At 37.3% G+C, this 24,170-nt stretch carries 23 protein-coding genes and 1 pseudogene; 10 read left to right on the top strand and 14 right to left on the bottom strand.

The window, feature by feature from the left end; translation table 11 throughout:
• Window positions 1-56: 56 nt before the first annotated feature.
• Together F7984_RS19715 and F7984_RS16215 are read right to left on the bottom strand one after the other, a co-directional pair.
• Window positions 57-944: pseudogene (locus tag F7984_RS19715) on the bottom strand (transglycosylase domain-containing protein).
• An 11-nt stretch (window positions 945-955) separates the two neighbouring features.
• A complete protein-coding gene (locus F7984_RS16215) occupies window positions 956-1,180 on the bottom strand; it encodes a hypothetical protein (protein WP_066106641.1) in 225 nt (74 codons plus the stop codon).
• A gap of 117 nt (window positions 1,181-1,297) precedes the next feature.
• Here F7984_RS16215 and kapD point away from each other — a divergent pair, with 117 nt between their 5' ends.
• Window positions 1,298-1,918, top strand: a complete 621-nt coding sequence (kapD, locus tag F7984_RS16210; RefSeq protein ID WP_066106643.1) for a 3'-5' exonuclease KapD — start codon at window positions 1,298-1,300, stop codon at window positions 1,916-1,918.
• Between the two features lie 41 nt (window positions 1,919-1,959).
• Here kapD and F7984_RS16205 read toward each other — a convergent pair whose 3' ends face one another.
• Window positions 1,960-2,346, bottom strand: coding sequence for a kinase-associated lipoprotein KapB (locus tag F7984_RS16205; RefSeq protein ID WP_139892300.1), 387 nt, complete (start codon window positions 2,344-2,346; stop codon window positions 1,960-1,962).
• A 129-nt stretch (window positions 2,347-2,475) separates the two neighbouring features.
• Between F7984_RS16205 and F7984_RS16200 the strand changes: the two genes are divergently transcribed.
• The gene (locus tag F7984_RS16200) at window positions 2,476-3,216 is read left to right on the top strand and encodes a peptidylprolyl isomerase (RefSeq protein WP_140461712.1); all 741 of its coding nucleotides are present in this window, start codon (window positions 2,476-2,478) and stop codon (window positions 3,214-3,216) included.
• A gap of 151 nt (window positions 3,217-3,367) precedes the next feature.
• A complete protein-coding gene (locus F7984_RS16195) occupies window positions 3,368-3,571 on the top strand; it encodes a hypothetical protein (protein WP_066106649.1) in 204 nt (67 codons plus the stop codon).
• A gap of 106 nt (window positions 3,572-3,677) precedes the next feature.
• Here F7984_RS16195 and F7984_RS16190 read toward each other — a convergent pair whose 3' ends face one another.
• Window positions 3,678-4,847, bottom strand: a complete 1,170-nt coding sequence (locus F7984_RS16190; protein WP_140461711.1) for a MalY/PatB family protein — start codon at window positions 4,845-4,847, stop codon at window positions 3,678-3,680.
• A 232-nt stretch (window positions 4,848-5,079) separates the two neighbouring features.
• Here F7984_RS16190 and F7984_RS16185 point away from each other — a divergent pair, with 232 nt between their 5' ends.
• Both F7984_RS16185 and F7984_RS16180 read left to right on the top strand, forming a co-directional pair.
• Window positions 5,080-5,580 (top strand): Lrp/AsnC family transcriptional regulator, encoded by a 501-nt coding sequence (locus tag F7984_RS16185; RefSeq protein WP_066106655.1) that lies wholly within the window; start codon window positions 5,080-5,082, stop codon window positions 5,578-5,580.
• Entirely contained in the window at window positions 5,577-6,743 is a 1,167-nt protein-coding gene (locus F7984_RS16180) for an aminotransferase (RefSeq protein WP_066106660.1), read from the top strand. Before F7984_RS16185 ends, F7984_RS16180 begins: the two co-directional genes overlap by 4 nt.
• A 788-nt stretch (window positions 6,744-7,531) precedes the next feature.
• On the opposite strand, the gene F7984_RS16175 is transcribed toward F7984_RS16180, so the two are convergent.
• Window positions 7,532-7,876, bottom strand: coding sequence for a helix-turn-helix domain-containing protein (locus F7984_RS16175; protein WP_140461710.1), 345 nt, complete (start codon window positions 7,874-7,876; stop codon window positions 7,532-7,534).
• A 49-nt stretch (window positions 7,877-7,925) separates the two neighbouring features.
• A complete protein-coding gene (locus tag F7984_RS16170; RefSeq protein WP_140461709.1) occupies window positions 7,926-9,263 on the bottom strand; it encodes a sodium-dependent transporter in 1,338 nt (445 codons plus the stop codon).
• Between the two features lie 248 nt (window positions 9,264-9,511).
• Between F7984_RS16170 and yugI the strand changes: the two genes are divergently transcribed.
• Together yugI and F7984_RS16160 are read left to right on the top strand one after the other, a co-directional pair.
• Window positions 9,512-9,916 carry a S1 domain-containing post-transcriptional regulator GSP13 gene (gene yugI, locus F7984_RS16165; protein WP_140461708.1) on the top strand — a complete coding sequence of 135 codons (405 nt, stop codon included), beginning with the start codon at window positions 9,512-9,514 and terminating at the stop codon, window positions 9,914-9,916.
• 203 nt (window positions 9,917-10,119) lie between these two features.
• The gene (locus tag F7984_RS16160) at window positions 10,120-11,322 is read left to right on the top strand and encodes an ornithine--oxo-acid transaminase (protein WP_181162021.1); all 1,203 of its coding nucleotides are present in this window, start codon (window positions 10,120-10,122) and stop codon (window positions 11,320-11,322) included.
• Between the two features lie 44 nt (window positions 11,323-11,366).
• Here F7984_RS16160 and F7984_RS16155 read toward each other — a convergent pair whose 3' ends face one another.
• Window positions 11,367-11,609: a DUF378 domain-containing protein gene (locus tag F7984_RS16155; protein WP_066106678.1), complete on the bottom strand. Its 243-nt coding sequence runs from the start codon at window positions 11,607-11,609 to the stop codon at window positions 11,367-11,369.
• Between the two features lie 140 nt (window positions 11,610-11,749).
• Here F7984_RS16155 and F7984_RS16150 point away from each other — a divergent pair, with 140 nt between their 5' ends.
• The 3 genes from F7984_RS16150 to F7984_RS16140 all read left to right on the top strand — a co-directional run bounded on the left by F7984_RS16150 (window position 11,750) and on the right by F7984_RS16140 (window position 14,995).
• Window positions 11,750-12,913 (top strand): iron-containing alcohol dehydrogenase, encoded by a 1,164-nt coding sequence (locus F7984_RS16150; RefSeq protein ID WP_066106679.1) that lies wholly within the window; start codon window positions 11,750-11,752, stop codon window positions 12,911-12,913.
• Window positions 12,914-13,059: 146 nt separating this feature from the next.
• Entirely contained in the window at window positions 13,060-14,412 is a 1,353-nt protein-coding gene (locus F7984_RS16145) for a glucose-6-phosphate isomerase (RefSeq protein ID WP_066106687.1), read from the top strand.
• Between the two features lie 157 nt (window positions 14,413-14,569).
• Window positions 14,570-14,995 carry a YugN family protein gene (locus tag F7984_RS16140; protein ID WP_066106694.1) on the top strand — a complete coding sequence of 142 codons (426 nt, stop codon included), beginning with the start codon at window positions 14,570-14,572 and terminating at the stop codon, window positions 14,993-14,995.
• 2 nt (window positions 14,996-14,997) lie between these two features.
• On the opposite strand, the gene F7984_RS16135 is transcribed toward F7984_RS16140, so the two are convergent.
• From F7984_RS16135 to F7984_RS16105, 7 genes are all read right to left on the bottom strand, one after another.
• Complete coding sequence (locus F7984_RS16135) at window positions 14,998-15,771, bottom strand: potassium channel family protein (protein ID WP_066106697.1); 774 nt, start codon at window positions 15,769-15,771, stop codon at window positions 14,998-15,000.
• Window positions 15,772-15,801: 30 nt separating this feature from the next.
• The gene (locus F7984_RS16130) at window positions 15,802-16,923 is read right to left on the bottom strand and encodes a Ger(x)C family spore germination protein (RefSeq protein WP_066106703.1); all 1,122 of its coding nucleotides are present in this window, start codon (window positions 16,921-16,923) and stop codon (window positions 15,802-15,804) included.
• Between the two features lie 3 nt (window positions 16,924-16,926).
• Window positions 16,927-18,045: a GerAB/ArcD/ProY family transporter gene (locus tag F7984_RS16125; protein ID WP_139892311.1), complete on the bottom strand. Its 1,119-nt coding sequence runs from the start codon at window positions 18,043-18,045 to the stop codon at window positions 16,927-16,929.
• Between the two features lie 7 nt (window positions 18,046-18,052).
• Entirely contained in the window at window positions 18,053-19,513 is a 1,461-nt protein-coding gene (locus F7984_RS16120; protein WP_181162020.1) for a spore germination protein, read from the bottom strand.
• A gap of 260 nt (window positions 19,514-19,773) precedes the next feature.
• Entirely contained in the window at window positions 19,774-21,237 is a 1,464-nt protein-coding gene (locus F7984_RS16115) for a hypothetical protein (protein WP_140461706.1), read from the bottom strand.
• A 128-nt stretch (window positions 21,238-21,365) separates the two neighbouring features.
• Window positions 21,366-21,776 carry a hypothetical protein gene (locus F7984_RS16110; protein WP_140461705.1) on the bottom strand — a complete coding sequence of 137 codons (411 nt, stop codon included), beginning with the start codon at window positions 21,774-21,776 and terminating at the stop codon, window positions 21,366-21,368.
• A 132-nt stretch (window positions 21,777-21,908) separates the two neighbouring features.
• Window positions 21,909-23,990 carry a penicillin-binding transpeptidase domain-containing protein gene (locus F7984_RS16105; protein WP_225983623.1) on the bottom strand — a complete coding sequence of 694 codons (2,082 nt, stop codon included), beginning with the start codon at window positions 23,988-23,990 and terminating at the stop codon, window positions 21,909-21,911.
• Between the last annotated feature and the right edge of the window lie 180 nt (window positions 23,991-24,170).

The raw sequence follows: 24,170 nt of genomic DNA, 5'->3' as shown, positions 1-24,170 counted from the left end.
AAATAAGGCGCATATACCAGCAATGGTTTAATCGTAGATCCTGGCTGACGAAAACTTTAATGGGCTCGATTAAATGTTGAGGGTTTATATGTTTTTCCCCCAATCAATGAGACAAGCTCATGAGTAGAATGATTAATAACTACCGCTGATGCTTCAACGTTTTTATAAGGCAGGATGCTACTAACGGCTGATTTGGCTTTTTCTGAATATCTGAATCGAGAAAAAGTGTGGATCGTAATTCCTGAATGCAGCAGTTCCGTGATGCGGTTATCTAATTTCTCTGTTAATTGATTAGATTCTTGTTCAGATAAACCAGAAAACTGATAACCATCCTGCTCTGCGACCAGCTGACGAAATTCAGCCAGCGTGTAATCGGTATAATCAGGAAATTCTTGGATTCGTTTGGAAAGATTTAATTTTATTGATTCTTTTAAAATTTGCTCTTTTTCTCCATTCGTTATGAAATTCTTATTCTCAAGTTGCTGCAGAAGTCTAACCTGGCGTTTTTTTGTATTTTGGAAATTAGTCAGCGGGTCATAAAGACTAGGGTTATTAGGAATTGCCGCTAGAAAAGAGAGTTCACCATGCTTGAGATTCTTTGCTGATTTGGAAAAATAAAAATGAGCAGCAGCTTCAATTCCATAGGAACTGTTACCATAGTAAATTGCAATTATGTAAGTATTTAATAGTTAATCTTTTGAAAAATCACGCTCAAGCTGATAGGCGTAAAGCAGTTCAGTTAATTTACGATTATATGTACGTTCATTTGTGAGGAATAAATTTCGAGCGAGCTGTTGTGTAATGGTGCTGCCCCCTTGATGAATTCCCCTGCTTTCCGTATTAATTATGAACGCTCTGCTAATAGCTGATAAATCAAACCCCTTATGTGAATAAAAATGTTGATCCTCTGAAACTACGTAAATATCCTTTAAAATTTGAGGGATATCAGCATCCTTTATATATTTCCGATTCTCTGTTTGATAGATTTCTCTGATAATTGTCCATCGGAATCTGTGATTGTACTGTTAAGCTGCATGGCTGATTGATCTATTTGTAAATTGGTGTCCAAAACATGATTGAGGCTTTGCAATTTGGAAAACTCATTCAGTGTTAATGTACTCAATCCGTATAAGGATGGAACCAGTAATAAAATCATACAAAATCCAATTGATTTTCTCATTTTTACCCACCTGGAATTCTATTCGTATATTTAACTATATCGTATTGATTTTATGGTTAAAAGAGGAAAATTTGGAAGGAGCAATAGATTACACGAAAACAAGGAGGTTGTATCATTGTGAAGAAGGATGACCACTATTTATTCATAGATTTTGAATTTACAATGCCAGAGGATCGAAATAATCCGAATGGGTTCTTTCCTGAAATCATTGAATATGGAATTATCGAGGTAAAGAGTGGAACAATAGTCAATCAATACAATTCTTATGTCCTGCCCAGAGTATTTCAGTCGTTAACGAACCGATGTAAGAACTTTTTGCACATTACCGAAGATGATCTTAAGACAGGGGTGGAATTTGATGTTTTTCACAGTTTACTGCGAGAATTGGATCATCCTAACTCTCCAACGATTGCTACATGGGGAAACATGGATATGAAGGTGTTAAAGCAAAACTGTCAGTATTCAGGACATATATTCCCTTTAACGGGAAAGCAATTGGATTTATCGATTGAGTATCAAAAATTCTTTGGTGACCGAAATCAGACAGGCCTATGGAAAGCAGTTCAGCAATATGGGGACAAGGCTAAAGGCGTTTGGCATCGTGCTTTGGATGATGCCAGAATGACTTATGAACTGTTTACATTAATTGAGCAGGACAGGAGGTATGTGGATAACTATAAGCCAACGACAATCGGAGACGTTGTGGATTTTTCACAGTTATTTAATGGGTTGACGTAAAAAACCAAATCAGTAAAGAGTGATTTGGTTTTTTATGTTTATCATATTGGAAAATACTCGCGCTCTATATTCGATATAGCTGACAAAGACATATCTGACCACTTTGATTCTTCTTTTTGCAATTCCTGTTTTAATGTTTCAAGAGACTGGCGCAGGGATTCTGTGTAATCAGGAATTTCCCCTTTAAACGGTTTCACCATGTTTACCGGGATGTTGGTTTGTTCCCTGTAAGCTAAAGCCTTTCGCTCATGGAAAAAATCAACTTCTGTTTGTTTTGGATGATGAAGATCTCCCTGCATAGGGTGCTTTAATACAGCCAGTATTTTAACAACCATATATCCATTTGTTCGGATATTGGTGATTTCGCCTACATATTTACCGGTTTTATAATGTGCAATCACTTGGTCGCCAATAGTGAGTTCATTCATTTTTATCCCCCATTCATATCTGTTCTTCTCTATCATACCGATGTACCATAATCAATCCTATAAAAAGCTCTTCAGAAAGATGCTTTTTTTTTGAGAATCGTGTAAAGTGAAAAATTGGAGGTAGTTTAAATGAAATGGAAGACCATGATACTATTATTAATAATCCTCCTTGGTGCAGCGATTTGGAATCTGTATATAAAAGATAAGGTATTCCAATCTGGTGATCAAACAACTTTAAAGCTGGATCAAACCATTAAAGAGAAAGAAGGCGAAGATAAAATGACAGTATTACCTCAATTTACAGAAGTACAAGGTAATGAAAGATTAGTGGAGATGGTAACTAATAAAGGTTCCATCCAAATCAAATTATTCCCTGACCAAGCTCCTAAAGCGGTTGAAAATTTCCTGACTCATGCAGAAAATGGATACTACGAGGGGATCATTTTCCACCGCGTGATCAATGATTTCATGATTCAAGGCGGAGATCCAACTGGAACAGGAATGGGTGGAGAAAGCATTTGGGGTCAATCATTCGAAGATGAATTCACGATGGATTTATTTAATTTCCGTGGTGCTTTGTCTATGGCAAATGCCGGCCCTGGTACAAATGGAAGTCAATTCTTTATTGTTCAAAAAGGTGCTGTTGAAGCGAATCTAAAAGGACAAATGGAACAAGCGGGATATCCTCAGGAAGCAGTGGAAAAATACATGGAAATAGGCGGAACTCCTTGGCTTGACCACAGACATACCGTGTTTGGACAAGTTACTGAAGGAATGGATGTTGTAGATGACATCGCAACTACTAAAGTAGGTCCTAACGATAAACCGGTTTATGATGTAGTGATTGAAAAAATCAACATCCTAAAATAATCCCTATAATGTAAGTAGGCTGTCGATGACTCGGCAGCTTTTTTCTTATTTATAAATGAGGATAATCAAATATCACTTATACTCACCCTGGTCGTGTTATAATATGGTTAAAATTCAAATGTTTTCAAATCAGGAAGGGGTGTCTCCAAACATGTCTCAGCCATTAGCGTTTATTATAGGATTATTCTTGTATTTTCCTGAAGATAAAAGAGAATACATTCCAGCCGGATTAACGATGGCCATTTTTACATTGTTTGCAGTGTTAACGATGCGGTTTATCATTGTTTATAATCGTAAGCAGGTACAGAAGGCAAAGGAATTGGAAGAAAAATTAAAAGAGCAAAATATTCAATGATGGCTGCACATGCAAAGTGTGCAGTTTTTTTGCCGATATCTGAGTGGATTCTTCTTAAAATTAAACAAGCATTTGCCAGACTGATTGGCAAATGCTTGTTACATAATTAGTTGAGGTCTTGGAATGCTTCGTGCAATCTGCGCAAGCCCTCAGTGAGAGTATCCTTAGAGCACCCTATATTCATTCGAACAAATCCTTGGCCATCCTGCCCATATTTCGCACCGGGTTCAAGAGCCAATTTCCCTTTATGGATGAGCCTTTCTGTGATTTCAATATCTGATATTCCTAAATCCCGTAAATCGATCCAAACAAGGAAAGATGCTTGAGGAATCATGATGTTTATTTTCGGTAAATGCTTAGAAACATAATCAGTCAGGATTTCAATATTCTCTTCAATTTTGGATACGGTCTCACTCACCCACTCAGCACCATGTGTGTAGGCCGCTTCCATGGCAGTATAGGCAAGTACATTAATGCCCCCAATACCTTGCTTGAGGAATTGCTGTTCCATTTTTAAGAGGTAATCTTTATTTTCACTTAGGATCAGAGAGCCATGCAATCCAGCGATATTAAAGGTTTTACTAGGAGCCATCAGTGTAATAACATCTTTGCTGATGATTCCGGCAGGTGTGTGAATATTGTCATAAAGAATCAGGTCAGCGTGAATTTCATCGGAAATGACAGGCACTTGATAGTGCTGACATAGGCTAATCATTCTCTCAAGGTCTTTCTTTGCCCAAACCGTTCCGCCAGGATTGTGCGGGCTGCATAAGATGAATAATTTTACTCCATTACGAAGCTTGTTTTCAAAGTCTCCAAAATCAATTTCAAATTGATTTTGGTTGATTTTCATTCTATTGGTAACAAGAGTTCGGCCATTACTTTTAACGACATTATGAAATGGACCGTAGACAGGTGTTTGAATCATCACTTGATCTCCAGCTTCAGTAAATGCAAGAACAGCTGCTGATAAGGACGGAACTACACCTGGACTAAAAGAAATATTTTCTCTTTTAAGTGACCATTTATGCTTTTCGTTCATCCAATTTATGATAGCCTGGTATACAGAATCGGAGGCATATGTATATCCGAATATTGGGTGCTGTATGCGGGTAATTAAAGCTTCCTGTACCTGAACAGGCGAAGCCCAGTCCATGTCTGCCACCCACATCGGCCATAAGTCACTGCCTGCGAATAATGAATCAACGTTATCCCATTTATACGAAGCTGTTCCTTTACGATCTATAATGGTTTCTGTATTTGTTGTACTATTCATTTTTTCACCCCGCCTTTATATGATTCCCTTATTTTATCATATATTTACAGACTGGCAGTTTTAGAAGATTTATTAATTGGCTTGTTTTCTCAAATAAATATGGTATGTGAGATGAAAATAATTGATTACATATTCATATGTATAAAATGAGTGTTATAATGGAAAAAGTTTAATTTAAATTAAATTTTCAGATATCTTTATATCTAATGATACTTTTAATGGAGGTGAGGGTATGAACCTTACAGCTAAGGAAATTGAGATTTTGAATATTCTCGAAGAAAACGCCAGAATCCCTCTGGATGATATAGTAAAAATGACAGCAATGTCTAAAGAGGAAGTTGAACTAGCCTTAAAAAAACTGAAAGAATCCAATATTATTGTTGGCTATGCCGCTTTGGTCGATTGGTCGAAAGTTAAAGATCACGAAGGAGTTACTGCCATGATTGATGTGAAAGTAACCCCTAAAAGAGGCGTAGGCTTTGATGAGACAGCAAAACGAATTTATCGCTATGAAGAGGTCACATCCGTTTATTTAATGTCAGGTGCTTATGACTTATCTGTGGTCATTGAGGGCAAGTCGATGAATGAGGTAGCGCGATTTGTTTCAGACAAATTATCGACTCTTGATTCAGTTATTTCTACAACGACTCACTTTATTCTTAAAAAGTATAAACATGATGGGACTGTATTTGCACCTCTTGATGAGGATAAAAGGATTGTGATAACTCCATGATTAAAACGAGTTATCTATCTGATACGGCTCGAGAAATGAAGCCCTCCGGAATACGTAAATTTTTTGATTTGGCAGCAGGCATGGAAGGTATCGTTTCGCTTGGTGTAGGTGAGCCAGATTTTGTTACTCCGTGGCGATACAGGGAAGCTGCTATCCTCTCGATGGAAGAAGGCTATACGTCTTACACAGCAAATGCAGGATTGCTTGATTTACGCGAGGAAATTGCAGCCTATATGAGTAGACGTTTTCAGGTAACATACTCCCCTGAAAATCAAATTATTGTAACTGTAGGTGCAAGTCAGGCAATCGATATCGCCTTACGAGCCATTCTCAACCCAGGAGAAGAAGTAATAGTCGTTGAACCATGCTTCGTATCCTATGCTCCATTAGTGGCATTGGCAGGAGGTAAGCCTGTTTCGGTTGGAACCATGAAAGAATCTGATTTTAAATTGTTACCCGAACAGTTAGAAGCAGCTATAACACCGAAAACGAAGGCGATTATGATTTGTTCACCTAATAATCCAACAGGAACCCAATTGTCTAAGGATGATTTGAAAGCATTAGCTGAAATTGCTATTAAACATGATGTTCTTGTGATTTCCGATGAAATCTATGCGGAACTTGTTTATGATGACGCGTATACCAGCTTTGCAGCCATTGAAGGGATGTATGAACGGACGATTTTAATATCAGGCTTCTCAAAGGGATTTGCTATGACAGGCTGGAGGCTTGGTTTTGTATGTGCAAACAAAGAAATCTCTGAAGCTATGCTGAAAATCCACCAGTATGCGATTATGTGTGCCCCTACATCTGCCCAATATGCTGCTTTGGAGGCCCTGCGATATGGGGCGGGATATGTGGAAGAAATGCGTATGAGCTATAATCATCGAAGAAATTATATTGTTAGTTCATTTAATGAGATTGGTTTGAAGTGCCACACACCGGGTGGAGCATTTTATGCTTTTCCATCCATTGAATCTACTGGCATGAGCTCTGAAGAATTTGCAGAAAAATTATTGATTGAGGAAAAGGTAGCAGTAGTACCAGGCAATGTATTTGGTATAGGCGGAGAAGGGCATATCCGTTGCTCTTACGCTACATCTATCGATCAATTACGGGAAGCCTTAACCAGGATTGAACGATTTTTAAACAATCATTCATAAATTTCCTTAAGGACTTTTACTAAGAGTTTTCTGAGTATAGGGAAAAGATTTTCAAATATAAAAAATGAGGGGGCAACCATAAGTCGTTAAATGACCTATGGTTTCCCCTTTGTTTTGTTCATAAGGATTTGATTATTTTAATTTTAAGTCCTTTAAAAGGAAAAGCATTCTTAAAGACACACCAGGCTATAGAAATCAATGCAGCTAATAAAGGCAATTAGCCGCAATATGTTTGCTTACTTGGGAATCCGGTTCTAAATAAACACGTATTTTAATAGAAATAGAGCCAAGTTGGATGGGAATTCAGCCGAATCTTATTGAAATCCAGCCGACCCAGCCAAATTCCAGCCAAGCTCAATTATTAAAACAGAATGTTGATCAAAAAGAGGCTGGGACAAAAGGTTTCCAATAACTAAAAAAGCCGAACTATTATTAAATGCAGTGTTAGCATTATTTATAATAGTTCGGCTTTTTCTATTTAGATTAATAAAAATCCAATATATCATTCGGCTTTAGACATAGTAAATTTAGTTATGTCCCAGCCTCTTCAAGGCGTAAGGTATCGGTACATAAGTATAGCCACTGCGGAGGGCTACAGGATGTTGGTCATGAAGACGTTGCCACAGGACGTGGCGTTCTTAGTCTTCGTTCCTTTTCCAGCCGTTTCAGCCTTTTAATAATCCAGCTTCAACTCCTAGTCCCTCGAGTCATAAGGATAGCCACTGCGGGAGGGAAGAACACCTCCCTGCGTGCCTCTCTCTTATGCTTTTCGGGCCTGGGCAGTCGTTTCAGCCTTTTAAATTCCCCATTATCCTTAGGAAGTCGGCTTCGGTTATGTCTTGGGTTTTCTTTAGTATTAATTTCGCTCGCTTTTGCCCCATTGTGTTGATGAGGTGATGGAGTTCGGGATCTAGTTGGCATGGTCCTGTTGGATTGGCATGCTCCATTAATTCGGAGGCAGGGCAATCCAATGCAGTTGAAATAGTCAGGAGAACCTGGAGGCTTGGTGTTAATTCATTTTCCTCGTATTGCTCAAGTTTGTGAGTGCCGATTCTGGAGCGTAACGCTAGCTCTTCCACACTCATTCCTTTGTCAATTCTGTACTTACGAATATTTTCGCCAATTGTAGCCATTATCAATCCCTCCTTAAATTAATAGTTCTCCTTATATTCTACCACCTTACTAAATAATTCCAATAGAGTTCAGGAAGACTAATAAAATTGCGGCAGGGCATACGTAACGGACTAAGATATACCAACCGTTAAACATCCAGTATTTCAATTTCGAGCCATTTTGTAACTCTGTTCTGACTGCATTTTTATCCATAACGTAACCTATAAATATAGAAATAAACAGCGAACCGAGCGGCAGGGCAAGATTTGAAACAATAAAATCTGCCAGATCAAAGAAAGTTTTACCTGCAATATGAACATCGCTTAAGATTCCATAGGATAAAGCACTCGGAATCCCAACAATGAAGGTGATGATTCCAGCCAGCCATGCGGAAGATTTTCGTTTCTCGGGATTTTCTTTTGAAATGACTGCTACAACAATTTCCAAAATGGAAAAGGCGGAGGTAAGAGTCGCAAATAACAATAAGACCATAAAGATGATCATAAAAAATCCTCCGAATGCGATCTCATTAAATACAGCTGGCAGTATGACAAAAACTAGCCCTGGACCTGATGCAGGATCATATCCCAACGCAAATACGGCAGGGAAAATAACAAGTCCTGCTAATAAGGAGATTAAAATATTTAATCCCACAACAGAAAAGCCGGATTTCATCAAATTCTCGTTTTTCGGCAAATAGGAAGCGTAGGTTACCATTACAGATGTTCCCACACTAAGAGCGAAAAAGGCTTGTCCAAGTGCCAGCAATACGGATTCACCCGTGATTTTATTGAAGTCTGGCTGCAAGAAGAATCTAACACCTTCCATAGCTCCATCCAGGGTTAACGATCGAACGGCCAATATAATAAACAAAATGAATAATGCCGGCATCATATACTTGCTTGCCCGTTCAATCCCTTTTTTGATTCCTCCCTGAACCACCCATATTGTCAATAATATGAACAGAATCTGAGAAATGATTGATTCATATGGATTTTCAATAATGTTATTAAATAATGATTCATAATTAGCTACCCCTGTTATCTGCCCAAGTAGACTTCTGCCTAGATAGGATAAAATCCAGCCGCCTACCACACTGTAAAAGGATAGCAACAGAACGGAAGCAATTACACCCATCCACCCCAATAAAAACCATTTAGAATTAGGGGCTATAACTTTATAGGCACTGACTGCATCTTTTTGTGCATTTCGTCCAATGACAAATTCGGCAATTAAAATAGGAGCACCGATAAAAAGTGTGAACGCAATAAATAAAAGGAAGAAGGCTGCACCGCCATTTGTTCCAGCCATGTAGGGGAATTTCCAAATGGCACCCAGTCCAATTGCTGAACCGGCAGCAGCTAAAATAAATCCAATCTTTGATGACCATTGTTCATGTTTTTGCATGTATGCACCTCATAGCTTGTAATCTTATTAATCGTATAATAGTAGCATTATACAGGAATAATTGCCAGAATATTAAATCTGATTAAACAGGTAAGTTATTCCTGCCGATAAAGGTGTTTATTATTAGGCAATAGGGTAAATAAAAATAGAAAGGTATGTAGGTCATTTTTGATAATGGTTAAACATTGTGCTATAATTTTATATTGCGTATATAAACGAAAAATTTAAACATTTATAGGAGTGTTATTATGACTACAAAATATGAAGTAGGTCAAATTCTTACAGGTAAAGTAACTGGCATTCAGCCTTACGGAGCATTCGTTGCTTTAGACGAAAATACACAAGGACTCGTTCATATTTCCGAAATTACGTACGGTTTTGTGAAAGATATTAATGATCAATTAAAATTAGGCGATGAAGTTAAAGTTAAAGTTCTTTCCGTTAATGAAGAAGCTGGGAAAATCGCTCTATCTATTCGTGCTACAGAAGAGCCACCAGCAGTTAAACAGGAAGCTCGTAAGCCTAAGAAAAAATCTCAACAAGGTTCAGTTAAAATTCCGCCTGCTGAAACACCACAAGGATTCAATACACTTAAAGATAAATTGGAAGAGTGGATTGAACAATCCAAACGCGAAGATCTTATTAAAAAATAATTGAATAGAAATGCAGAAACTGCCCTCATCACTTGTTTCGACTGTGATGAGGGCAGTTTTTTTGTTGTAAACAGTTATTAATTCCAATTGTTCGTAAATTATCGGATAATATAGACAAGACTCAATTATCGTTTAAATGGGTTTTTAGTCGAATGGAATTATACCTTATACGAATGAAAAACTTAGATAGGGGGCCGATTCATGTGACAAAGACAACTGTTTCCAACGAAGTGATTGAACAAACAGAACAATATGGTGCCAGGAACTATCACCCATTGCCGATTGTTATAGCAGAAGCTGAGGGTGTTTGGGTGAAGGATCCAGAGGGAAACCGATATATGGACATGCTGAGTGCTTATTCGGCTGTAAACCAGGGACATCGTCACCCAAGAATTATTCGAGCTTTAAAGGAGCAAGCAGATCGTGTAACTCTGACGTCAAGAGCTTTTCATAATGATCAGCTTGGTCCATGGTATGAAAAAATTTGTAAGCTAGCAAACAAAGACAAAGCACTTCCTATGAATACTGGTGCGGAGGCGGTTGAAACAGCTTTTAAAGCTGCAAGAAGATGGGCCTATGATGTAAAAGGAGTGGAAAAGGACAAGGCAGAATTTATCGCCTGCACTGGGAACTTTCATGGCAGAACGATGCTCGCTGTTTCTCTTTCTTCTGATGAAGAATATAAAAGAGGTTTTGGTCCAATGCTGCCAGGCATTAAGCTTATCCCATTTGGCGATATAGAAGCTTTAAAGGAAGCGATTACTCCCAATACAGCAGGCTTTTTGATTGAGCCGATCCAAGGTGAAGCAGGAATTAATATACCTTCTGAAGGGTTCCTTAAGGAAGCATATAATGTATGTAAGGCTAATGATGTTTTATTTATTGCAGATGAGATTCAGGTAGGGCTTTGCAGAACGGGCAGGATGTTTGCGTGTGAGTGGGAGGATGTTGTTCCTGATATTTATATTTTGGGTAAGGCCCTTGGTGGCGGAGTATTCCCAATTTCCTGTATTCTGGCCAATCATGATATTCTTGATGTTTTTAATCCGGGATCCCATGGATCTACATTTGGTGGTAATCCATTAGCCTGCGCAGTATCTATGGAGGCTATTGATGTGTTAGTTGAAGAGAATTTGGCTGGAAAATCCGAACAGCTGGGAGCCTATCTGAGTGAAGAATTAAGGAAGATTGAAAATCCTATTATAAAAGAAATCAGAGGCCGTGGTTTATTTATTGGTATGGAATTAACGGAATCAGCACGCCCATATTGTGAACGGTTAAAGGATGAGGGCTTATTATGTAAGGAAACTCATGATAATGTCATCCGTTTTGCCCCACCACTTATCATTACCAAAGAAGAGCTTGATTGGGCGATTTCAAAAATTAAAAAGGTATTGTCTGTATAAATGAATAGGCCCATCCAAATAAAGGGATGGGCCTATTCTAGATATTATGATTTTGATGGATTTGGTTGTTCCTGGCTGCTTGTTTGTTCGCTTGGCTTGAATAATAATCCAAGATTGACAAGGCCTGCAATTCCAACAAGTGCATAAATAACACGTGCGAAACCACCAGCTTGGCTTCCGCCCCCAAAAACAGTGGCAACCAAATCGAATTGGAAAAATCCGATAAGTCCCCAGTTAATGGCGCCTATAATTGTTAAGACAAGTGCGGTACGTTGTATACCACTCATTTGATTTCCTCCTTCAAAAAGCATGGTTCAGTTATAGAGTGGTTAAAAAAAGAAAATATTATACATGATTTTAGGTTTTATTAATGAAATTAAAGGAATTAAAGATAAAGAAAACGGAATAATAGGGAGGAAATAGAATTATGCAAAATTTTACATATAAAAATCCGACAAATTTAGTATTTGGTAAGGATACAGTTAAAGAACTGAAAAATTTAATACCAGCCGATTCAAAAAATATTTTATTAATTTATGGTGGGGGAAGCATAAAGAAAAATGGCTTATATGATCGTGTTGTTGATGAGCTGAAGCACAGAGAACTAACCTATCATGAATTATCTGGAGTAGAACCAAATCCGCGTATCTCTACTGTGCGCAAAGGTGTCGATATATGCCGAGAAAATGAGGTTGATTTTCTTTTAGCTATTGGCGGAGGTAGTGTTATTGATTGTACGAAGGCAATTGCGGCAGGTGTTGTGTATGAGGGAGATCCATGGGATTTAGTCACCAAGAAAGCCAAAGTAAAGGGCGCTATGCCGTTTGGTACAGTTTTAACACTGGCAGCCACAGGCTCTGAAATGAACTCTGGCAGTGTGATTACGAATTGGGAGACACAGGAGAAGCACGGGTGGGGTTCACCCTATACATACCCTCAGTTTTCTATCCTGGATCCGGTTAATACGTTCACAGTTCCTCGCGATCAGACGATTTACGGAATGGTTGATATGATGTCACATGTGTTGGAAACGTATTTTAACCACACAGAAAATACTCCTTTACAGGATAGAATGTGTGAATCAGTGTTAAAAACAGTTAAAGAAACGGCTCCGAAATTATTGAACGATATGGAAAATTATCAATATCGGGAAACTATTCTTTACTGTGGAACGGTGGCTTTAAATGGTACATTGAGTGTGGGTATCCGTGGCGATTGGGCAACGCATAATATCGAACATGCTGTTTCAGCTGTCTATGATATTCCTCATGCAGGGGGGCTTGCAATCTTATTTCCAAACTGGATGAAGCACTGTATGCACGAAAATCTTGATAAGTTAGTCAGATTGGGAACTGAGGTATTTGACGTTGATCCAGCTGGTAAATCAAAAGAGGAAATCGCTAATGATTGTATCCGTAATATAAGAGATTTCTGGACAGGAATCGGTGCTCCATCCCGATTGGCTGATTATGATATAGACGATTCCAAAATAGAGTTAATAGCAGACAAAGCAATGGTGAATGGAGAGTTCGGAAACTTTAAAAAGCTTAATAAAGAGGATGTACTATCTATTCTCAAAGCATCTTTATAGTTTGAGAAAAAGGTCTTCCTGTAAGACCTTTTTCTCAATGTTACGAAATGTAAACGCTTGAAATTTTTGAAGCTATTAGTCGCAACTTGATTATCATTTTCGGATTCTGTAAAGTGAAAATGAGGAAACTGAATGGAGGACAAAAAATGACTCATATTAAATTTGATTATTCAAAAGCACTAGAATTTTTCCAAGAGCATGAAGTGTCTTATATGAAGGATACTGTAAAGCAACTGCATCATACAATCCATGAAAAAACAGGAGCTGGTAATGATTATCTTGGATGGTTATCTTTGCCTTCTGATTATGATAAAGAAGAGTTTGCACGTATAAAGAAAGCAGCAGAAAAGATTAAAAACGATTCTGATATCTTATTAGTTATTGGGATTGGCGGATCTTATCTTGGAGCTAGAGCGGCAATTGAAATGCTTCAACACAGCTTCTTTAATATTCTGCCTAGTGAAAAGCGTAAAGCTCCGCAAATCATTTTTGCAGGTAACAATATCAGTTCTACATATATGCGCGATTTAATGGATCTTCTTGAAGGAAAAGATTTCTCGATTAATGTTATATCTAAATCCGGTACAACTACTGAACCAGCGATTGCCTTCCGTATTTTCCGTAAGCTATTGGAAGAAAAATATGGCGCAGAAGCAGCAAAGGGCCGCATTTATGCAACTACAGATAAAGCTAGAGGCGCTTTAAAAACAGTTGCTGATGAAGAAGGGTTTGAAACATTTGTCATTCCTGATGATGTAGGCGGACGTTATTCTGTTCTTACAGCTGTTGGATTACTGCCGATTGCTGCAAGCGGAGCGGATATCGATGTTATCATGAAAGGTGCAGCTGCAGCTGAGCAAGATTATTCTGAATCTGAATTAGAGAACAATGAGGCGTATCAATATGCAGTTGTTCGTAATCTTCTTTATCGTAAAGGGAAAACCATTGAGATGTTGATTAACTATGAGCCATCCTTACAGTATTTCTCCGAGTGGTGGAAACAGCTCTTTGGTGAAAGTGAAGGAAAAGATCAAAAAGGAGTTTATCCATCTTCTGCGAACTTCTCAACTGATCTTCACTCATTAGGACAATACGTGCAGGAAGGTCGCAGAGATCTGTTTGAAACAGTTATAAAAGTAGAAAAGCCACGCCATGAATTAGTTCTTGAAGAGGCAGCAAATGATTTGGATAACCTCAATTATTTAGCTGGACAAACAGTAGATTTCGTGAATAATAAGGCATTTGAGGGTACATTATTAGCTCATACAGATGGCGGAGTTCCGAACTTGGTTGTGAGCATTCCGGCACTTGATGAATATACATTTGGTTATATGGTCTACTTCTTCGAAAAAGCATGCGCAATGAGCTGCTATTTAATGGGGGTAAATCCATTTGATCAACCAGGTGTCGAAGCGTATAAAGTTAATATGTTCGCTTTACTTGGCAAAGCTGGCTTTGAAGAAAAGAAAGCTGAGCTTGAAAAACGATTAAATTCTTAATATTATGTTCGTGCAAAAAATACCCGGTAAATGAACCGGGTATTTTTTATATGTACCATAGTTGAGAATATTAGGTGTTGAAGGCTGCCAATACCAGACATACCTTTCCTTCTATCAGTGGATATTAATAAAGGATCTAAAGGAAGGAAGGGATAACATGATTGAAATACCATCACGTCTAACAAATACTATAACAAATTATGTGTATGCCCATCATCAGCTTGGAAGCCATGGGTTTATCGTTGGCGGGAACTGGGATTATAAGCATGGTTATTTTGATTATCTAATGGATAGCGGTAGTAAATCAAATTATATTAGGATTCCCTTTACCACCATTAAGGGGTCTATAGAAGATAAAAACGGAGTAATCCGCTTTGGGACTCCTTACTTATTATCTTATGAAGCTAAAACCGGTGCCCAATTTTATATGAATCACCACCCATATTCAGATGAATGTGAATTTGATCATTACTCAAATCCATCAGATAATGTGTACGGTGGTGATTCAGGTTTGGAAAGATATTTAGATCTAGGCAGAGTATTAGTAAATGAAGCGGAAATTGCTGTGTTGGGATATGAATAAAATTATCTTGAAGACGGCTCTTGTTCGACTGTTTCTATAATGGTTTGGCTAATAATCGTATTAGTTGCAATAATACGATCTGCACCAGCTCGTTTGGCATTTTTCATTTGAAAGGGAGCCATTATTTCACAAATACAAGTGGCTTCTGGATAAAGGCCTTTAATACACAGTAAGGAAGCGATGACATGCAAATCAGAAGCACGTTCAGTTTTCGAGCGATCTGCTGTTAAAATGATGAATTCACTCTCGGTTACATTTGCATGAATCCATGTCTGTTCATTTGTACTGTCATTTTTCAAAAAAAAGATATGAGTGTCTGGCATTGGATGAGATTCTAATGTCTCGTCTATGATGACTATATTTCTTCGTGGATTCTCCTTATGCCATGTATCGATTAGCATTTTAGTACATTCATTCCAACCAACTATAATAAGATGCTTACGTTTTGTATAGATGGCAGAACCAAGCTGCAGGGCTGTCTGCCGTTTAATCACATAGGATGACATAGATGCGTAGTAGTAAGAAACAAATGCTGCACCAATTAAGATTAATGTACTGGCAGTTAACCTCCCTAAAAGAGTTTTGGGCACAATTTCGCCATACCCCACAGTTGTAATTGATTCAATGGTAAACCATATTCCTTCACCAATGTTGGTAAATGTTGAAGGCTCAATCAGATGCATAAGGATTCCATAGACCAGAATAATGCCAACGATAATAATAATCAGACGAGCAACTAAATGAAGTTTATTGAAAATATACTGAGCAGTATTCATACGTCGTCCTCGCTCTTATCAAAAATCTATTCAATCTAAAATTCCATTGTCCACAACTTTTATTTTAACAGTTGGGTTAATCTCAACTTTTTTTAAATCTAACTTTCCATTCTTCTTATACTCATCAAACAATTTTGGATCCTTAACCATCAGCTTACGGCCAAGCGCGAGTGCATCGCAATTGCTTTTCACTAACGTATCAGTTACTTTTCTAGCTTGTTTCGTTAAGTCCTTAGAAATATGCTCCTCAAGGGTTTTAATTTCGTCCTCTTTAAGCAAACCCTTTGTATATTCAGATACAGAAACCCTTAAGTTTAATGAAACTGTATAGACCGGTTTAGAGTCCTTGATTTTTAATTTTATTTTATGGGTGTTTTTTCGAATAAAAAAGCTAACCTTTTCATCAATTTCATTTTTTTTCTCCGGATTATTTATTGTAAATTGAGTATAGGTTCCTTCTTTGCCAACCATTAATAAGTATAAAGAAGAGTCCTCCCCAATTAAATTTTTACCGGTATAACTTAAGTTATCGAATAAAGCTACTCCCTTTACTTTTACCAGGCCACCCTTAAGTTTTTCTACATAGGGAAGGACAAAATCCTGACCTGGATCAAACATGGCAGGCATAATCGTAGCTAATGATTGCTCAGGAATCATGGAATGGTCTTCTGCACTGTCGAGTAATTCTTGTATGGCTCTACTAATTAAAGTGCCCTTAATATACTCGTCTTTTAAAATGTCTCGTGATTTTCCTTTTGTAATCAAGACTTTTGCGTTTACATTACTTTTTGCATCACGATATAACACATCCAGCAGGGGATAGATATCTGTTTTCGCCAATTCCTCGCCTATTAAAACATTACTTAATTTATTTATTGAGAATTCGCCGGGCGTAATTTGATTCATTTTTTCCCTTAAAATTAATGGAGATGCTCCCTTTACTTTATAACTGGTATTATAGGGTTCTATTTGTCCCCCACCTGCAGGCTTTAATGCACGAATAATTGTAATTAATTCCAGTGGTTCCGGGCCTTTAGCTTTGTCAAAACCTAAACTGAATGCCAGGGAAGTTTTAGATAAAAAATTTTGGTCCCAGCATCCTGTGGTAGCAATCAATATTGATAATATTAAACCTATCTTTAATAGTTTCATGGATCAATCACCTGCCTGATTTTGATGACTCTGGTTTATTTTTCGAATCATAGCAATAGCCAGTAGAAGAATGGGAAACCCTATCATGAACACATAAGTAAAGGGTAGCAAATAATTATTAAGACGAATCATGTTATCCTGCGCTTCCGGAAAAAGAGCACATAGAAGTGAGATTATCAAAGTAATAACCAATACAATGATTTTTTTGTTCTTGAATCGAGTATTTTCTGATATTCCTATTCCTGCTATAAAAATATATAGGACATAGGAAACGAGCATTGGAGAAATCCAGGCGCACATAATAATCAAATCCATCCGTTCAAAAATGCTAAGTATCGTCAATATTTTTAGTAAATAGAGAACTGGAATTGGAACTAGACCTAATGAATATGTACCAAAATGGGCAAGACAGATTACTAATAAAACAAGATAAATCAATGAAATAGTCAGGATTGAAAAAGTAATTACTCTTTTTTTTGTTTTTAATTTGTCATGAAGAAGTGGTAATAATACAAGTAATGAACTTAGGCCTGCATAACCAATCCCCATATGATATGAACCATTCAAAATTTTAGTAACCGGAACATCCCCAACTGGCAGTAGAAATAAAAGATGCATTTTAGGAATGGCAAAAGAAATAGAGAACAGGAGAAAGCCTGTTAACGCTAGGAATGTTATGCCGCTGAACCGCGCGAGTGTAGTTATCGTCCCTTTGGCTATATAGAGTCCCATTAAAATAAAGATTAGGTAAACAACAAATAGCGGTGTGACAGGCAGTGTCCATTCCTTTGATAAATACGTAAAATATAAAGCCGTATAGGTAGCAAGGCCAATGAAATAGATGATATACAGCCAATTCATTATTTTTCCGATCCATTTGCTTGTTAGAATCTCTGTCATTTGGAATAGATTCTTATCCGGTAATCGTTTATGCAATGAAAAGATGACCCATCCAATTAGTTGAAAGAAGATTAAAGTGATGATGGCAGATATCCAGGCATTATGTTTACTATGCTCATTAACAAGATAAGGAATGGCAAAAATCATGACAGAGCTAACGGATTGGACGGTTAAAAAGTATAATTGGTGAGCTGACAATAACTTTTTATTAGAAGCTATCATAGTCCATTTAACTCTCCTTCTTAAATGGTATTTTGAATAGCATTTTCGACAAGCTTTTAAAATTAAACGGCGCGACCGGTGCTAAATAAGGTTTTCCCATAGATTCCAATTCACATAAATGATAGATAATTAAAGTGAATCCAATCGCTATTCCAACTAAGCCAAAAATATAAGTTATAATGATGAGCGGGAAGTTTAGAATACGAATCATTTGTGCGACTTCCTGATTTGGAATAGTAAATGCCGAAATGGCTGTAATCGCAATCACGATTAACATCGTATTAGAAACCAGGTTAGCCTGAACAATTGCAGTACCTATGACCAAAGCACCTACCACACCAATCGTTGGTGAAACGGAACTGGGTAAACGGATGGCGGATTCCTTAAGAAGTTCCAATATGACCACCATAATAAGAGCTTCGATTAAGGGGGAGTAGGGAATGTTCTCCAAAGATCCTTTAACATTTGCTACAAGATTTAACGGGATAATCTCGAAATCAAATGATACAAGAGCGATATAAAATGATGGTAAGGTAATGGCCAGAAATAAGGCAAACAGGCGTAAAATCCGTTCAAATGAGCTTATATAAAAACGGCTTTCAATATCATCCGCTGCATGAAAAAAAGTAAAGAATGTAATTGGCATCAGGAAGACAGTAGAGCTTCCTTCAGTCATTAAGCCAACGGCACCCATTGATAAGTGATGTGCAACCCGATTAGGTTTTTCTGTATTCAAAATTTGCGGAAATGGTGAATAAACTGAGTCTTCTATATAATTTTGAATAACTTCTGTATTGATAGCTGTATCAAGATGAATAGAGTCTAATTTTTTTTCTATTTTTTCTATAACCTCCGGGTCTGCTTTCCCATTTATATAAAAAAGAGCGGCAGTAGCCTTTGGATATGAACCAAGTGTTTTTGTTTTAACCACCAAGTTCTCCGTTTTGACCCTTTTTCTTATCAGATTTAAATTATCTTCAATTTTCTCTACAAACCCTTCATGAGAACCACGTATACTTTGTTCCGATGCAGGTTCCTCAATAGAACGAGTCTTAAAATCTGCTGCTTCTACTAAATAACAGGCTGTATCACCTTCTTTAAACAGAGCAATATTACCGTCGAGCATATTATTAATAATATCTTCAAAACAGGTATAAGCAGAAACATGTGCCACAGGTAAGTTAGCAGGGCTGAGTGAAGAGTTAATCACTAATGGTTCTATCAGAAAGTGATCAATAATATCCTTTTTAACGATTGTTTTGATGAATGCCATTCCATATTTTTGATCACCATTTGAGAAATAACGTGTATCGAAATCTTGTGTACTAGAAAAGGCTGTTTTCAGTTTTTCAATATTATCTTCTACATGACAGGTTGTTTGTAAGCTCCGTATATCTGGAGTAGATGCCTCGTTCGATTGTACTTGTTCGTTAGTCTGGTTTGTCGTTCTCTTTTTAAAGAATTTCATATCCATCACCTAAACCTTAATTGATAAACGTTAGTATTAGTTAACTAAGGAATATTATTCAAATGATTGCAGGTGTGCTGGATTATGAATTGCTGCAAAACTTGATTGAAAATAAGATAGCCAAAAGTAATAGTAAGCAAATTAGGTCTTTGATTCATGGATAATTCTGGAGTTAAATCTTTTTGATTTAGTTTAGAGGGGGAGGAATATAAAAACCTCCGTTTACATTGATGTAAACGGAGGTTTATCTGTTATAAAATTTACTTTGTATTTGGATACTCAATTTCCTTTCTCCATTTTTTACGGTCCCTTTTATCTATTATCCATAAAAAAATAAATCTAAGTCCTAAGATAATGGAGATAAATACACCGGTTAATGTTACAAATAATGCTAAGTATTCGAGCCGATTATAACTTGATAATAAACTGGACCAATTTATATTCCCTTTAAGCTGTTCAGAAACTAAATTCATTCCGAATATTCCAGTTATGACAGAATAGAGAGTTAAAATTTGTAAAAGCATATTACCTTGTTTAGATGTGAAATTTTCTTGATATTGATTTAAACTTTGCAGCGTTGCACGTGTATCCTCGAATAGATCGTCTACCTTAAACCTTTCTCTTAGCCGGATAAAAATATCACGGCCCTTCGAGTTGGTTGCCAGTTCAAAAAAATAATAATTGGATGAGAAGGCATTGATCGCATGAATTAATTTTTCCACTTGTTTTGTATCCTGTGAAATTCTCACACGTGAGTATTCGTTTGCCACCTTAAGCAAGGTGATTTTATGAAATAAAGTGAGCATTAATCCGTAATAGTATTCGCCATAAAAAGTACTGGCAATATTATTAAATGCTTCATTTGTACGATTGGTTATACAAGCAATTCCCTGTTCATCGGGTATGTAATAAGTAAACGGTGCCCAACGGGTATAAACGATCGACTCCATATATTGATCAATAAATTGTTGATTATTGCAACTGATATATGGCTTTTTATTTTGGGAATACCCATCCAGATTACCTAATCGGTAAACATCGTAATCCTCAATTTTTTCATCAGGTACTAATCCAATCAAGGACTGGACGTATAAATGATTATTTTCAAAAAATGGGAAGGATTCAAAGTAAGCATTATCTTCAGTGCTATCATCCATATATTTTTTAATTTCAGGCATGAGACAGTCTAGCAAAAAGCGCTCAACATGTTCGAACTCCTGATCTTCATAGATTATTTTGGAAGTCGGCTGATTTTGTTCCATGATTCTAAATTCTGAAGCAAAATGAATAGCTTCAGTAAGATCCAATGATTGATCCTGGTCTTCCAAGTGAATACGTATGGTTAAAAAACCTAACTGATATGGACACACGGTTATATCAATGGATTCAACTACAAATCTTGTGTTGCAATACTTTGTCTTTAATGTACTAGGAACCTGATACATTTTCGAATACCGTTGAAATCCTTTTCCATCCTCCTTTTTAGGGAACATAATTCGATTTGTAAAAGGAAGAAAAAAATTTTCCATGTTCTCGTGATTTATTTCAAACCTGCCATAGAAATCATCTTCTTTTTCAAGGTTATCCAGTCTAAACCATTTAAACTGATTTTTTTTCAATTTCTCAACCAAATCATCTTCCTTTCCGCGTATAAGCGAAAATGGGAATACAAATTGGAAGTTGGCACTAGAAACCTGTTTTTCAGTTATCGAGAGCTCTTTCATGAGAAAAATTCCTTTCTAAGTACTTAATAAGCTTATTGAAGGTTTTTACCCTTGAAAGCGTAAAGTTAATCTGGATAAATTTTACGAAAAAAACACACAGATTGGATAAACCTGTGTGTTTTACTCTATTAATATTGGTAATATGGGTTTGAATATTGTGATGGATCTGTGGCAAATTCCTCATAGGAATACGGATCGCGACCTTGAGATGAAAAGCCTCCGTAACCTGATTGTCCTTGACCCCATCCTTGGCCCCACTGCTGTCCTTGCCAGCCGTGATGTGGGAATCCGTGGCCTCCGCCATATCCGTGATGTTGATGATGGTGATGGCCTGGATGGTAAGGCATATGGTGTCCATATCCTCCGCCTGAATAATGAGGGTATCCCATACCGCCGTGATATCCGTGATGATGTTGATGATGGCCCATACCACCACCATAATGACCGTGTTGCCCATGTCCATAACCGCTGCCATAATAGCCTTGTTGTCTCATTTCATGTGGGAAATTTACATTTTGCTGATCATATTCATTTGGCATTCCATTCACTCCTTCTGAACTGGTTCCTTATAGTATATGTGTCTATATAAAGAAGGAGCTTATTCGTCTAAAAGATGGGCGATGGCTCAAACAGAATGTATTGTATTATTTCCTTTTGTATGGTTTGTCTCTTTAATTTGCTTCCTTCTCTTTTTCCGTTCCAAAGTAGGCTCTAAATACCTTTTTCCCAATATCCATATTCATACGATGTCCATTTGATTGATACGCCCACGGTACTACAACACTTATAGCGATTTCCGGATTATCATGTGGTGCGTACGCAGCAAATGTGATATTCCATGTTTCCGGTTGTTCGGTTCCTGGTGTCCATTTTGGTCCATCATAGAAGGCTTCTGCTGTACCTGTCTTGCCAGCTGGTCTATATGGTTCTCTACCCATTTCTTTGTATCCGGTTCCTGTTGACGTTTGGGTAACAAGCCGTAACCCTTCTTTAACACGATTAATCCAATCTTCATTCATACTCAATTGGTTTTGGAATTTAGGTTCAATTTCTTGGAAGATTGGTCCAAGTTTTCCTTTTTCAAGTACTGGTTCACGAAGCTCCTTAACAACACGAGGCTGAATACGATATCCACCATTGGCGATGGTAGAGATATATTGGGCAAGCTGCAACGGAGTATATGTGTCATATTGCCCGATCGCCAAGTCCATCAGTTTACCGGCACCCAATTCTGTCCCCTTGTAGCCAATTTGTTCTCCGGGCAGATCGATACCTGTTCGTTTACCCAATCCAAACTCATAGAAATGATTTCGCATCATATCAAATGCTTCAGGTTTTACAGATAATGGTCCGTTCGGAACATAATTGCCTTCACCAATTGCAATAGCTGTTTTAAACATATACACATTGGATGATCGCTGTAAGGCAGTTAAGTCAGAAACGTACCCCATATTTGTATAGGATTTTTTTATAGGTGTTTCTTTTATGATCATTGGAGCATCATATAGAGTGGTTCCGGGATTAAGAACCCCTTCCTGATAACCGGTTAATACGGTGGCTGCTTTGACTGCCGACCCCATTGCATATGCAGTTGTATAAGTCCCTTGGGCAAAGTCCTTCATTTCATATTTATTTTTTTCGTCATCCCAAACATATTGTTTGCCTGCTAACGCTAATATTTCGCCAGTATTAGGATTCATGGCTACAACAAATGCTCGATCAAGATAAGGTGCATAATACGCTGCTTTTTTAGCTCTTAACTCTTCTTCAATAATGGTTTCCACTTTCTTTTGGAAATCTATGTCAATTGTCAGAACTAGGTCCTTTCCACGTTGACCATCACTAAGTTCTTCTATGGATAAAATATTTCCGCTTTTATCGAGTTTGTTTTTTGACTTAGCTTTTTGGCCATGTAAAATATCTTCATATTGAAGTTCAAGGTTTGAAACACCGACACGCTCGTTAAGACTGTATCCACGGGAAGAATAATATTCGACCTTTTCCTTTGGGAGACCTTCATCAGATGAGGTTGTTCTGCCAAGGATAGATCTTAAAGTACTGTCAAGCGGATATGCACGATTCCAATCGACTGAGGTATCGACTCCAGGCAATTCATCCAGATTTTCAGTGACCCGAGCCATTTCTTCATCGGTGACATCCTTATTCTTAACAATTTGTGGAGTCAAGTATGTTCCGCTGTTAAACTTACGGAAAATAGCGAGAGTTTTTAACTCTGCCTTTGTGAATGAAGATAACTCTTCTTCAGTGATACGCTCGAGCTGAAGTTTATATAATTCTTTATCCTTCTTATCAGAAAGCTCTTTTTTTGTTACTTTTTTCCCTGCTACCTTCGGATTCATAATAATCCAAAAGTCCTTGAGGTCCCGTTCTTTTATATCTTCCAGGTCATCTTTACTAATATCGATTAATTCAGATAGTTTCTCGGCTGTCTCTACCATTTCCTTTGTTTTTGCTGTTTTACTGCGCGTATAGGTGATTGCATTGACAGGTTGATTATCAACTATTAATTTATGATTTTTATCATAAATCAGGCCGCGTGGTACAGGTTTGTTAATGGTGATATCCTCTGTCCTTTCGACTTCTTTCTTGAAGGATTCACCATGAGCAATCTGTAAAAATCCTAATCGTAAAATTAAGGCTGTGAATAGTAAAAAGACAACAAAAAGTAATATATTTGTTCGCGTATTAACGGATTGCTTTTTTTTCTTTTTCTTTCGTTGGGGATTCTTCAATCTCTCAACCTCCAAAAATTATAAAAACTGTCTTATTTTCATTTTAATGGATTAATATGGATATTACTATTGATTTTGTTCTATTTTCATATTCAATTCGCAAGGGCGAAACAAATGATTGTTTTTAGATGAAAAAGAATGGGAAACTAGTAAATAGTATCTTTTTTACTTTAGGGAGGG

The sequence above is a fragment of the Pradoshia sp. D12 genome (assembly GCF_008935075.1).
Lineage (GTDB): Bacteria > Bacillota > Bacilli > Bacillales > Pradoshiaceae > Pradoshia.
Note: the sequence above shows the minus strand (reverse complement) of the source record. Positions and strands in the feature narration are given on the sequence as shown.

Bases quoted from the DNA above. Each gene is read 5' to 3' on its own strand.
- F7984_RS16215 (WP_066106641.1), bottom strand. From the start codon at position 1,180: ATGAGAAAATCAATTGGATTTTGTATGATTTTATTACTGGTTCCATCC.
- F7984_RS16205 (WP_139892300.1), bottom strand. From the start codon at position 2,346: ATGAATGAACTCACTATTGGCGACCAAGTGATTGCACATTATAAAACC.
- F7984_RS16200 (WP_140461712.1), top strand. From the start codon at position 2,476: ATGAAATGGAAGACCATGATACTATTATTAATAATCCTCCTTGGTGCA.
- F7984_RS16195 (WP_066106649.1), top strand. From the start codon at position 3,368: ATGTCTCAGCCATTAGCGTTTATTATAGGATTATTCTTGTATTTTCCT.
- F7984_RS16190 (WP_140461711.1), bottom strand. From the start codon at position 4,847: ATGAATAGTACAACAAATACAGAAACCATTATAGATCGTAAAGGAACA.
- F7984_RS16185 (WP_066106655.1), top strand. From the start codon at position 5,080: ATGAACCTTACAGCTAAGGAAATTGAGATTTTGAATATTCTCGAAGAA.
- F7984_RS16180 (WP_066106660.1), top strand. From the start codon at position 5,577: ATGATTAAAACGAGTTATCTATCTGATACGGCTCGAGAAATGAAGCCC.
- F7984_RS16175 (WP_140461710.1), bottom strand. From the start codon at position 7,876: ATGGCTACAATTGGCGAAAATATTCGTAAGTACAGAATTGACAAAGGA.
- F7984_RS16170 (WP_140461709.1), bottom strand. From the start codon at position 9,263: ATGCAAAAACATGAACAATGGTCATCAAAGATTGGATTTATTTTAGCT.
- yugI (WP_140461708.1), top strand. From the start codon at position 9,512: ATGACTACAAAATATGAAGTAGGTCAAATTCTTACAGGTAAAGTAACT.
- F7984_RS16155 (WP_066106678.1), bottom strand. From the start codon at position 11,609: ATGAGTGGTATACAACGTACCGCACTTGTCTTAACAATTATAGGCGCC.
- F7984_RS16150 (WP_066106679.1), top strand. From the start codon at position 11,750: ATGCAAAATTTTACATATAAAAATCCGACAAATTTAGTATTTGGTAAG.
- F7984_RS16145 (WP_066106687.1), top strand. From the start codon at position 13,060: ATGACTCATATTAAATTTGATTATTCAAAAGCACTAGAATTTTTCCAA.
- F7984_RS16140 (WP_066106694.1), top strand. From the start codon at position 14,570: ATGATTGAAATACCATCACGTCTAACAAATACTATAACAAATTATGTG.
- F7984_RS16135 (WP_066106697.1), bottom strand. From the start codon at position 15,771: ATGAATACTGCTCAGTATATTTTCAATAAACTTCATTTAGTTGCTCGT.
- F7984_RS16130 (WP_066106703.1), bottom strand. From the start codon at position 16,923: ATGAAACTATTAAAGATAGGTTTAATATTATCAATATTGATTGCTACC.
- F7984_RS16125 (WP_139892311.1), bottom strand. From the start codon at position 18,045: ATGATAGCTTCTAATAAAAAGTTATTGTCAGCTCACCAATTATACTTT.
- F7984_RS16120 (WP_181162020.1), bottom strand. From the start codon at position 19,513: ATGAAATTCTTTAAAAAGAGAACGACAAACCAGACTAACGAACAAGTA.
- F7984_RS16115 (WP_140461706.1), bottom strand. From the start codon at position 21,237: ATGAAAGAGCTCTCGATAACTGAAAAACAGGTTTCTAGTGCCAACTTC.
- F7984_RS16110 (WP_140461705.1), bottom strand. From the start codon at position 21,776: ATGCCAAATGAATATGATCAGCAAAATGTAAATTTCCCACATGAAATG.